This is a genomic window from Nocardia sp. CA-151230, from assembly GCF_050942175.1.
GTDB lineage: Bacteria > Actinomycetota > Actinomycetes > Mycobacteriales > Mycobacteriaceae > Nocardia.
The window spans coordinates 8338403-8350979 of the sequence record NZ_CP192061.1 but is presented as its reverse complement, the minus strand read 5'-3'; the positions used below and the strand labels follow the sequence as shown (position 1 = coordinate 8350979).

At 70.8% G+C, this 12577-nt stretch carries 1 protein-coding gene (only partly in view); it reads left to right on the top strand.

This entire window lies inside a single protein-coding gene on the top strand: locus ACQP1O_RS39200, encoding a non-ribosomal peptide synthase/polyketide synthase. The 44553-nt coding sequence extends 16554 nt beyond the window's left edge and 15422 nt beyond its right edge, so the window shows coding positions 16555-29131, spanning codon 5519 (complete) through codon 9711 (partial); the first complete codon in view begins at position 1. The start codon and the stop codon both lie outside this window.

Genomic DNA, 12577 nt, shown 5'->3' with positions numbered 1-12577 from the left:
CCGCTGGCCATCCGCCTTCGCTCCGTCGACCCGCGCTTCGGCGAACTCGACACCGCCGCACTGGAACTCGCGGTCGCGGATGTGGTCCGTCGGCACGAGTCGCTGCGCACCCGGTACCCGGAGCACGGCGGCACCCCGATGCAGGTGGTCGTCCCGGCCGAGGAGATCGCCCTCGACCTGCGGCCGGTCACCGTCGCGGCCGAGGACGTGACCGCCACCGTGACCGCCTTCGCCACGCTGGGCTTCGATGTGGCCGAACAGGTTCCGCTGCGCGCCCGCCTGTTCCGCGTCGGCGGCGAGGACGCCACCGAGCACGTGCTCGTGGTGGTCGTGCACCACATCGCGGGCGACGGCTTCTCGATGTCCCCGCTGGCCCGCGACGTCATGGTCGCCTACACCGCGCGCAACCAGGGCGCGGTCCCGGGCTGGGCCCCGCTGGCCGTCCAGTACGCCGACTTCGCCGTCTGGCAGCGCGAAGTGCTGGGCTCCGAAGAGGACTCGTCCTCGATCATGGCCCGCCAGGTGGCCTACTGGCAGCGCGTGCTCGGCGGCGTGCCCGACGAGCTGGCCCTGCCCACCGACCGCCCGCGCCCGGCCATCGCCTCGCATCGCGGCGCGACGCTGCAGCGCACGCTGTCGCCGGAGCTCGTCGCGGCGCTGGAAGACGTTGCCCGCCGCCGGGGTTCGTCGCTGTTCATGGTCATGCACAGCGCCCTCGCGGTGTTGCTGGCCCGGCTGTCCGGCGGCGACGACATCGCGGTCGGCACCCCGGTCGCCGGTCGCGGTGAGGCCGCGCTGGACGACCTGGTCGGCATGTTCGTCAACACCCTGGTGCTGCGCACCGGTATCGACCCGGCCGAGTCGTTCACCGACCTGCTGGACCGCGTGCGGCACACCGACCTCGACGCCTTCGGCAATGCCGACGTGCCGTTCGAGCGGCTGGTGGAATTGCTCGCGCCCGAGCGCTCGCAGGCCCGCAACCCGCTGTTCCAGGTCATGCTGGCCTTCCAGAACCTGGATCGCACCAGCATCGAGCTGCCGGGGCTGACGGTCGCCACGCTCGACCTCGACGAGAGCATCTCCCGCTTCGACCTGCAGTTCACGCTGTCGGAGCAGGACGCCGGGATGGCGCTCGCGCTCACCTACGCCACCGATCTGTTCGACGAGGCCACCGCGGCCGGATTCGCGGAGCGCTGGGTGCGGGTGCTCGAGGCCGTCGGGGCCGACCCGGAGATCGGCGTCGGCGCGATCGACATCCTGGACCAGGACGAACGCGCCGAGCTGGTGGCCCGTTTCGGCCTGCCCGCCGTCCCGGCGCGCACGCTGCCCGAGCTCATCGCCGATGCCGTCGCCATCGATCCGGCCGCGACCGCGGTCGTGTTCCAGGGCAGGAGTCTGTCCTACGGCGAGCTGGATGCCCGCTCGAACCGCCTGGCGCGCTTGCTCATCGAGCGCGGCATCGGTGCCGAGGATCTGGTCGCCGTGGCCGTGCCGCGGTCGGACGACTCCTACTTCGCCGAATGGGCGGTGTCCAAGACCGGTGCGGCCTTCGTGCCGGTGGACCCGAACTACCCGGCCGACCGCATCGCCCACATGGTCACCGACTCCGGTTCGCCGGTCGGCCTCACCGTGGCGTCGGTGCGTGCGGACATGCCGGACTCGGTCGAGTGGCTGGTGCTGGACGAGCTGGGCCTGGATGCCTTCGCGGACACCGCGATCGCCGACGCCGAGCGGGTGCGCCCGCTGCGTCCGGAGCACCCGGCCTACGTCATCTACACCTCCGGTTCCACCGGTGTGCCCAAGGGCGTCGTGGTCACCCACGCCGGTCTGGCCAACTTCAGCGTCGAGCAGGCCGAGCGATATGCGCTCGACTCCGCCTCACGCGCACTGCATTTCGCGTCGCCGTCGTTCGACGCGTCCATGCTGGAGTTCCTGCTCGCCATCGGCAAGGGCGGCACCCTGGTGGTCGTCCCGCCGGGTACGTACGGCGGCGAGGAGCTCGCCGAGCTGATCCGCCGCGAGCAGGCCACCCACGCCTTCATCACCCCGGCCGCACTGTCCACCTTCGGACCGGCGGGCCTGGACTCGCTGCGCGTGCTGGTCGCCGGTGGTGAAGCCGTCCCGGCCGATCTGGTCGAGAAGTGGGCGGTTCCGATCGGAGAGGGGACACAGTCGGACGGCACCATTCGTGCCTTCCACAACGGTTACGGCCCCACCGAGACCACCATCATGACCAACATCAGCGATGCGCTGGTGCCGGGCGATCTGGTCACCATCGGCGGTCCCATCCGGGGCATGCAGTCGCTGATTCTCGACAACCGCCTGCGCCCCGTTCCGGTGGGTGTCGCGGGTGAGCTGTACCTGTCGGGCATTCAGCTGGCGCGCGGCTACCACGCGCGGCCGGGCCTGACCGCCGACCGGTTCGTCGCCAACCCGTATGTGGCGGGCGAGCGCATGTACCGCACCGGTGACGTGGTGCGCTGGACCCCGGACGGCCTGGTCGAGTACGTCGGCCGTTCCGACTTCCAGGTCAAGGTGCGTGGTTTCCGCATCGAGCTGGGCGAGATCGACGCCGCGCTGGCCTCGCACGAGTCCGTCGACTTCGCGGTCACCGTGGGCCACAAGAACGCCGCGGGCGCGACGTCGCTGGTGTCGTATGTGGTTGCCACGCCGGGTCATTCGATCGATGTGGCGGCGGTGACCGCGCACGTCGAGGCGCGTCTGCCCGCATACATGGTGCCGTCGTCGGTCATGGTCATCGACCGGGTGCCGCTGACCCCGGTCGGCAAGCTGGACCGCCGGGCGCTGCCCGAGCCGGTCTTCGCCACCGAGGTGGTCTTCCGCGCGCCGCGCAATGCGCTCGAGCACACCATCGCCGAGGTCTTCGCCGAGGTGCTGGGCCTGGAGCGGGTCGGCATCGACGACTCGTTCTTCGCCCTGGGCGGTGACTCCATCGTCTCCATCCAGCTGGTGTCGCGGGCCAAGGCGCGCGGCGTGGTGTTCAGCCCGCGCGACGTGTTCGAACAGCGCACCGTCTCCGGCCTGGCCGCCGTCGCGGAAACCGCGGACGGCCAGGGCGATTCGGCGCCGCAGCTGACCGAGCTGCCGGGCGGCGGCGTGGGTGTCATGCCGCTGACCCCGGTCATCCGGTTCATGGCGGGCCGGCAGGGTGAGTTCGGCCGCTTCAACCAGACCATGGCGCTGGAACTGCCGATCGGCATCGATCGCGCGGGCATCGCCGCCACCGTCGGCGCGGTCATCGACCGCCACGACATGCTGCGGGCGCGCCTGCGCCGGGTGCCGGACGCGGACTGGATCGTCGAGACCGGCGCGCCCGGCACCGTCGACGCTGATTCGCTCATCGACCGCACCGCGTTCGACGCGGCCGCCACCGACGAGCAGCTGTTCGAGATCGCCACGGCCGCACTGGATGCCACCCTCGACAAGCTGGATCCCGCTGTGGGACAGGTCATCCGGTTCGTGTGGCTGGAGCCGTCGGACAACTCTCGCGCGGGACGCCTCGTGGTCGCCGGTCACCACCTGGTGGTCGACGGTGTCACCTGGCGAATCCTGGTGCCCGACTTCGTCGCGGCGTGGGGTCAGGTGTCCGCCGGACAGACCCCCGAGCTGGTCGCACCCACCACCAGCATGCGCACCTGGGCGCACGCCCTCGAGCGTGAGGCCGCCGCCGACGAACGGGTCGCCGAACTCGATTTCTGGCGCACCGTCGTCGACGGCCCGGATCCGCTGCTCACCGAGCGTGCCATGGATCCGGCCGTGGACGTCACCGCGACCATCGTCAAGCACCGCGTCGAGTTGTCGGCCGAGGCCACCAAGTCGCTGCTGACCACCGTGCCCGCGCTGTTCCACGGCGGTGTCAACGACGGTCTGCTGACCGCACTCGCCTTGGCCGTGGCCAAGTTCCGCGCTGCCAAGGGACTGGGGCAGGACGCCGGGGGGCAGGACACAGCCCTCGTCCGGCTGGAAGGCCACGGTCGTGAGGAAGAGGTCGTGCCCGGCGCAGACCTGTCCCGCACGGTCGGCTGGTTCACCGCCATCTTCCCGGTGCGCTTCGACCTGTCCGGCATCGACGTGGACGCCGCCCTCACCGGCGGGCACGCCATGGGCCGGGCCATCAAGGCCGTCAAGGAGCAGCTGCTCGCGGTGCCGGACAAGGGCATCGGCTACGGCCTGCTGCGCTACATGAACTCCGACACCGCGGGTCAGCTGCCCAAGCTGCTGCCGGGCCAGGTCAGCTTCAACTACCTGGGCCGGGTCACCGACGGCAATGTGCCGGAGGCGCTGCGCGGCTTCGGCTGGATCCCGGCTCCGGAGCTGGCGGATCTGGCGGGCGCCTACGACGCCGACATGCCGGCCATGGCCCCGATCGACATCAACGCCATCGTGGCCGGCGACAAGCTGACCGCGAACATCGGCTACCCGAGCACGCTGCTCTCCGCCGACGAGATCGCCGAGTTCGCGGCGCTGTGGACCGCCGCGCTGGAAGCCGTTGCGCGGCACGCGGAATCGGCGCAGGCGGGCGGGCACACCCCGTCCGACTTCGGCCTGGTGCGCGTCACCCAGCGCGATATCGACGGCTGGGAGAAGCAGTACGGCGAGCTGAATCAGGTGTGGCCGCTGTCCGCGCTGCAGGCCGGTCTGCTCTTCCACGCGCAGCTGGCTGCCACCTCGGTCGACGTGTACACCGCGCAGGCGGTGCTCACCCTCGAGGGCCGCGTCGACGCCGACCGGCTGCGGTCGGCCGCACAGGCGCTCATCGAACGCCACGAAATCCTGCGCACCGCCCACGTGAACGACGCGTCGGGTGTTCCGGTGCAGGTGGTCATCGACGGTGTGAAGGTGGCGTGGACCAACCACGACCTGACCGACATCGCCGACGCCGAAGCCCGCGCGGCACGCGCGGCGGAGATCATCGCCGCCGACCGCGTGCAGCGCTTCGACCTGACCGCGCCGCCGCTCATCCGCTTCACGCTGGTGCGGACCGCCGCCTCGGCCGGCCGAGAATCCGGTACCGGCAGCTACCAGCTGGCCGTGGCCAACCACCACATCCTGCTCGACGGCTGGTCCATGCCGCTGCTCATGCAGGACCTGCTGGTGCTGTACGCCACGCACTCCGACACCGCGGTGCTGCCGCCGGTGCGCTCCTACCGTTACTTCCTGGAATGGGTTGCGCAGCAGGACCGTCCGGCCTCTCTGGCGGCGTGGCAGCGGTCGCTGCACGGCGTCTCCGAGCCGACCCTGCTCACCCGCCCCGACGCGGGCCGCGAGATCACCGCCCTGTCCGGCGAGTACTTCTTCGACCTGGACGAGGCCGCGACCGCACGCCTGACCGCGCTGGCCGCCGACCTCGGCGTCACCCCGAACACCGTGCTCCAGGTCGCCTGGGGCATCCTGCTCGGCCGCCTCACCGGCCGCGAGGACGTGCTCTTCGGCACCACGGTGTCCGGCCGCCCGGCCCAGCTGTCCGGCGTCGAATCCATGGTGGGTCTGTTCATCAACACCGTGCCGGTGCGGGTCGCCTTCGACCCGGCCGAGCCGGCGAGCGCGCTGCTCACCCGCACCCAGGGCGAGCAGGCCGATCTGCTCGACCACCACTACGTGGGTCTGGCCGACATCCAGACGGCCGCGGGCATCGGCGGGCTCTTCGACACCCTGGTCGTGTTCGAGTCCTACCCCGTCGACGCCGACGGCATCCGGTCCCAGGCCGCCGATATCGACGGCATGGCCGTCACCGGCCTGGACGCCGCCGACGCCACCCACTACCCGCTGACCCTCATCGCCCAGCTCGACACTCGCCTGCGCATCCGCGCCGGCTACCTGCGCGACCTGTTCGACGAGGACACCGTGCACCGCATCGCCGATCGCCTGGTGCGTGTGCTGACCGCCATCACCACGGAACCCGCTGCGGCCGTGGGTGATATCGAACTGCTGGACGCACCCGAACGCGAGCTGGTCGTCGAGCGCTGGAACGACACCGCCTTCGACGTCGAGGCCGTGCTCACCGAGCACAAGGCCGAGGCCGCGACCCTGGTCGCGATGTTCGAGGCGCAGGTGGAGCGGACGCCCGACGCGACCGCGCTCAGCTTCGAGGGGACAAGTCTGTCCTACGCCGAGTTCGCCGACCGGGTGCACCGCCTGGCGCGCTGGCTCGTCGAGCGTGGTGTCGGCGCGGAATCGTTCGTGGCCCTCGGCATGCGGCGTTCCATCGACCTGGTGGTCGGCATGTACGCCGTCACCGTGGCCGGTGCCGCCTACGTGCCGCTGGACCCGGATCACCCGGCCGAGCGCATCGAGTACATCCTCGAGACCGCCGACCCGGTGACCGTGCTGACCTCCGTCGAGGACCTGCCGATCGATACCGCGCAGGTCCGCATCGACATGCTGGAGCTGGCCAGCTACTCGGCCGCTCCGCTCACCGATGCGGATCGCCGTGCGCCGCTGCGGGAGTCGAACAACGCGTACGTGATCTTCACGTCCGGTTCGACCGGCCGCCCGAAGGGCGTGGCGGTGCCGCACGCGGCCATCGTCAACCGCCTCGTCTGGATGCAGGCGGCCTACGGGCTGACCGCCGACGATGTCGTCCTGCAGAAGACCCCGGCCACCTTCGACGTGTCGGTGTGGGAGTTCTTCTGGCCCTTGCAGATCGGCGCGACGCTGGTCGTGGCCAAGCCCGAGGGCCACCGGGACCCGGCGTATCTCGCGGATCTCATTGCCCGCGAGAGTGTGACGGTCACCCACTTCGTGCCGTCCATGCTGGCTGTGTTCGTGGCAGAGCTCGCGAGTCGACCCGGAGAAATCCCGGTGGTTCGCGGCGCGTCGCGTTCTGGACTGAGCGGAGCGGGGGAGCGAAGCGGAGGAGCGGAGGGAGGGAAGAACGCGACCTCCAGCGCCGCGAACCAGCCCCGGAGCGAAGCGGAGGGGCGAATTGGACACAGCCTGCGCAAGGTCTTCGCCTCCGGTGAGGCGCTGTCGCCCAAGCCCGCGCACAAGCTGCGTGAGCTCACGGGTGCGGAGCTGCACAACCTGTACGGCCCGACCGAGGCCGCGGTCGACGTCACCTTCCACCAGGTCGTGGACGCGGACGTCGATACCGTGCCGATCGGCCGCCCGGTGTTCAACACCGAGGTGTACGTGCTGGATTCGCGTCTGCGGCCGGTTCCGGTGGGTGTCGCGGGTGAGCTGTACCTGGCTGGCGATCAGCTCGCGACCGGGTATGTCGCGCGCCCGGACATCACTTCGGATCGCTTCGTGGCCAACCCCTTCGGGCACGGCGAGCGCATGTACCGCACCGGTGACCTGGTCACCTGGACCGCGGACGGCGAGCTGGAGTACATCGGCCGCACCGACTTCCAGGTGAAGCTGCGCGGTCTGCGCATCGAGCTCGGGGAGATCGAATCCGCACTCACCGCACTGGATTCCATCGCGCAGTCGGTGGTCGTGGTGCGCAGCGATGTGCACACCGGCGATCAGCTGGTCGCCTATGTCATCCCGGCGGCGGACCACACCGTGGACGTCGAGAAGGTGCGCCTGGAGATCGGCGAGAGCCTGCCCGCGTACATGGTGCCGTCGGTGCTGATGGCGCTCGACGAGTTCCCGCTCAATGCGTCCGGCAAGCTCGACCGCAAGGCGCTGCCCGCGCCGGTGTTCGAGGCCGCGGTGTTCCGCGCGCCCGTCACCCCGGTCGAGCAGATCGTGGCCGGTGTGTTCGCCGAGATCCTCGGCCTGGAGCGGGTCGGCCTCGACGACGACTTCTTCGCCCTCGGCGGCAACTCGCTCATCGCCACCCAGGTGGCGGCGCGCCTGTCGGCCGCGCTGGACACCCACCTGGGTGTGCGCGAGATCTTCGAGGCGTCGACCGTGGCCGCCCTGGCGGCGCGCGCCGAAACCCATTCCGGCGCGGGCACTCGCCAGGCGCTGATCGCCCAGCAGCGGCCGGAGCGGCTGCCGCTGTCGCTGGCCCAGCAGCGCATGTGGTTCCTCAACCGGTTCGATCCCGAATCGGCCGTGGACAACATCCCGGCGGCCGTGCGCCTGTCGGGTCTGGTGGACCGCCAGGCCCTGCAGATCGCCGTCGCCGACGTGCTGGCGCGGCACGAGTCGCTGCGCACCCGCTACCCGGAGATCGATGGCCAGGCGTTCCAGGAGATCGTCCCCACCGCACAGGTCATTCCGGATCTGACCCCGGTCGAGGTCTCCGAAGCCGAACTACCGCAGGCGCTCTCGGAGCTGGTGCTGAGCGGCTTCGACGTCACCGTGGACGTTCCCTTCCGGGCCCGCCTGTTCGAGGTCAGCCCCACCGAGCACGTGCTCGCGCTGGTGGTGCACCACATCTCGGCCGACGGCTTCTCCATGGGCCCGCTCACCCGGGATGTCATGACCGCCTACGGCGCTCGCGTCGAGGGCGGCGAACCCGGCTGGCAGCCGCTGGATGTCCAGTACGCGGACTACGCACTGTGGCAGCGCGCGGTGCTCGGTGACGAGACCGACGCCGAATCCGTTATCTCCCAGCAGATCTCGTACTGGCGCGACTCGCTGCGCGGCCTGCCCGACCAGCTGGACCTGCCCGCCGACCGGCCGCGTCCGGCCGTGGCGTCGGGCCGCGGTGCGACGCACGTCTTCACCGTCGATGCCGACACCCACGCCAAGCTGACCGAACTGGCCCGCACCCGCGGCGCCACGCTGTTCATGGTCATGCACTCCGCCCTGGCGGCGTTGCTGTCGCGCCTGTCGGGTGAGGCGGACATCGCGATCGGCACCCCGGTCGCGGGTCGTGGTGAACGCGCCCTCGACGACCTCATCGGCATGTTCGTCAACACCCTGGTGCTGCGCACCGAGGTGGACGGCGGCGCCGGCTTCACCGAACTCCTGGACACGGTGCGCGCCACCGACATCCAGGCCTTCGGTCACGCCGACCTGCCCTTCGAGCGCCTGGTGGAGATCCTCAACCCGGCCCGCTCGCAGGCGCGGCACCCGCTGTTCCAGGTCATGCTGTCGTTCCAGAACACCGGCATCACCGAACTGGAACTGCCCGGCCTGACGGTGAGCGCCGTCGATCTCCCGATCGACACCGCCAAGTTCGACCTGCAGCTGGTCCTCACCGAGCAGCTGGGCACCAGCGATGTCGCGGGCAACGGCCACGGCGCGACCCCGTCCGGCATCACCGCGGAACTCATCTACGCCACCGACCTGTTCGACGCGGCCACCATGGAGCGTTTCGCCGACCGGTTCGACCGGCTGCTGAAGGCCATTGCCGCGCAGCCGGAACGGGCCATCGGCGATATCGACCTGCTGGTCTCCGGCGAGCGCACCCGGGTGCTGCGCGACTGGAACCGCACCACCGCGGACGTCTACTCCGTGCTGGCGGAACTGACCTCGGGCACCCTGTCGGGCGAGACCACCGCCGAGGGCGAGGTCGTGCACAGCGCCTCCGGCGACGCGGGCGAAACCCTGGTCGCGCTGTTCGAGGCCCAGGCCGAGCGGACGCCCGAGGCGACCGCGGTCAGCTTCGAGGGCACGAGTCTGTCCTACGCCGAGTTCGCCGGACGGGTGCATCGGCTGGCCCGCAAGCTCATCGAGGCCGGGGTCGGCCCGGAGAGCCTGGTGGGCTTGGGCCTTCGCCGTTCGGTGGACCTGGTGGTCGCGATGTACGCGATCGTCGAGGCCGGTGGCGCGTATGTGCCGCTGGACCTGGACCAGCCCGCCGACCGCATCGACTACGTGCTCGAGACCGCTCGGCCGGTGTGCGTGCTCACCACCGAGCGGGACGGATTCACCCACGCGAGCGTGCCGGCCATCGCGGTCGACACCGTCGACCTGTCGGGTTACTCCGACGCCGCGCTCACCGACGCGGATCGCGGTGCGCCGCTGCGGGCTTCGAACACCGCCTACGTGATCTTCACCTCGGGTTCGACCGGTCGCCCGAAGGGCGTGGCGGTGCCGCATTCGGCCATCGTGAACCGCCTGGTGTGGATGCAGTCCGAGTACGGCCTGACCGCCGCCGACGTGGTGCTGCAGAAGACTCCGGCCACCTTCGACGTGTCGGTGTGGGAGTTCTTCTGGCCCTTGCAGATCGGCGCGAAGCTGGTCGTGGCCAAGCCCGACGGGCACCGGGATCCGGTGTACCTGGCGGAAACCATTGCCCGCGAGGGCGTCACGACCGCGCACTTCGTGCCGTCGATGATGGCCGTGTTCGTGTCGGAACCGGCCGCCGCGGACTGCACGAGCCTGCGACTGGTCTTCGCCTCCGGCGAGGCGCTGCCCGCGAGCACCGCCCAGCAGCTGCGCCGGGTCACCGGCGCCGCCCTGCACAACCTGTACGGCCCGACCGAAGCGGCCGTCGACGTCACCTATCACGAGGTCACCGACGCCGACACCGAGACCGTGCCGATCGGCCGACCGGTGTTCAACACCCAGGTGTACGTGCTGGATTCGCGTCTGCACCCGGTCGCGCCGGGCATGGCGGGCGAGCTCTATCTGGCGGGCGTGCAGCTGGCGCGCGGCTACGTGGCGCGCCCCGACCTGTCGTCGGATCGCTTCGTGGCCAACCCCTTCACGCCGGGCAAGCGCATGTACCGCACCGGTGACCTGGTCACCTGGACCGCGGACGGTGAGCTGGAGTACATCGGCCGCACCGACTTCCAGGTCAAGCTGCGCGGTCTGCGCATCGAGCTCGGCGAGATCGAGGCCGCGCTGACCGCCCATCCGAGCGTGTCCCAGGCGGTCGTGGTCCTGCGCTCCGACGCCCGCACCGGAGATCAGCTCGTGGCCTATGTGATTCCCGAGTTGTCCGCCTCGGAGGTTGGCGCGTCTCGTTCTGGACTGACGGAGCGGGGGAGCGAAGCGGAGGAGCGGAGGAGGGAAGAACGAGACCTGCAGCGCCGCGAACCCGCCCGGAGCGGAGCGGAGGGCAAATTGGACACAGCCCTGCGCGAGCACCTGGCCGCGCAGCTGCCGTCCTACATGGTCCCGGCCGCCTTCGTGGCCCTGGGCGCGTTCCCGCTCAGTGCCAACGGCAAGCTGGACCGCCGCGCGCTGCCCGAGCCGGAGTTCGCCGCCCGCGAATTCCGTGCCGCCGCAACGCATGCCGAGGAGATCGTGGCCGGCGTCTTCGCCGAGGTGCTCGGACTCGAGGCCCCGGTGGGCGCGGACGACGACTTCTTCGAACTGGGCGGCAACTCACTGATCGCCACCCAGGTCGTCGCGCGACTGGGCGCGGCGCTGGACACCCGCATCCCCGTCCGCACCCTGTTCGACGCCCCGAGCGTGGCCGCCCTGGCCGCGCGCGTGGAAGCGCAGGCGGGCACCGGCGGCCGCCGCGCGCTGGTGGCCCAGCCCCGGCCGGACGAGATCCCGCTGTCGCTGGCCCAGCAGCGCATGTGGTTCCTCAACCGCTTCGACACCGCCTCGGCCGTCAACAACATCCCGCTCGCGGTGCGCCTGACCGGCGACCTCGACGTGGATGCCCTGCTGACCGCCGTGCGGGACGTGCTCGAGCGCCACGAGGTGCTGCGCACGGTCTACCCGGAGAACGCGGAAGGCCGTGGCGTGCAGGTCATCCTGCCCGCCGGCCAGGTCGAGATGGACGCCGCCGCGATCGAGGTCACCGAGGCCGAGCTGCGCGAACATGTCGCCGATGTGGTGCTCACCGGCTTCGACGTCACCGTCGCCCCGCCGGTGCGCGCCGGACTGTTCCGGGTCAGTGACGCCGAGCAACCCACGCACGTGCTGGTTTTCGTGGTCCACCACATCTCGGGCGACGGCTGGTCGGTGCGTCCGCTGGCACGCGACGTCATGGTCGCCTACGCGGCCCGGTCCACCGGCGAGGCGCCGCACTGGGCGCCGCTGCCGGTGCAGTACGCCGACTTCGCGCTGTGGCAGCGCGAAACCCTCGGCGACGAGGACGACGCCGACTCGCTGATCTCGCAGCAGGTCTCCTACTGGAGCAGCGAACTGGCCGGGCTGCCCGACCAGATCGACCTGCCGTCGGATCGCCCGCGCCCCGCGGTCGCGTCCAATGCCGGTGGCGTGCACGAGTTCTCGATCGACGCCGACCTGCTGGCCGGACTCGAGGGCCTGGCCCGCGAGCACGGCGCCTCGCTGTTCATGGTCGTGCACGCGGCCTTCGCGGCCCTGCTGGCGCGCCTGTCCGGCGGCGACGACATCGCCATCGGCACCGCCGTCGCGGGTCGTGGCGAGCAGGTCCTCGACGACGCCATCGGCATGTTCGTCAATACCCTGGTGCTGCGCACGGCCGTCGACTCGGGGGAGAAGTTCGCCGAGCTGCTGGCCCGCACCAAGGACGCCGACCTGTCCGCCTTCGGCCACGCCGACCTGCCCTTCGAGCGCCTGGTGGAGATCCTCAACCCGGCCCGCTCGCAGGCGCGGCACCCGCTGTTCCAGGTCATGCTGTCGTTCCAGAACACCGGCGCGGCGACCTTCGCCCTGCCCGCCCTGGAAGTGGCCGGCGTGCCGCTGGACGTGGTCACCGCCAAGTTCGACCTGCACCTCAACCTCACCGAGAAGGTCGACGGCGACGGCATGACCGCCGAATTCGCCT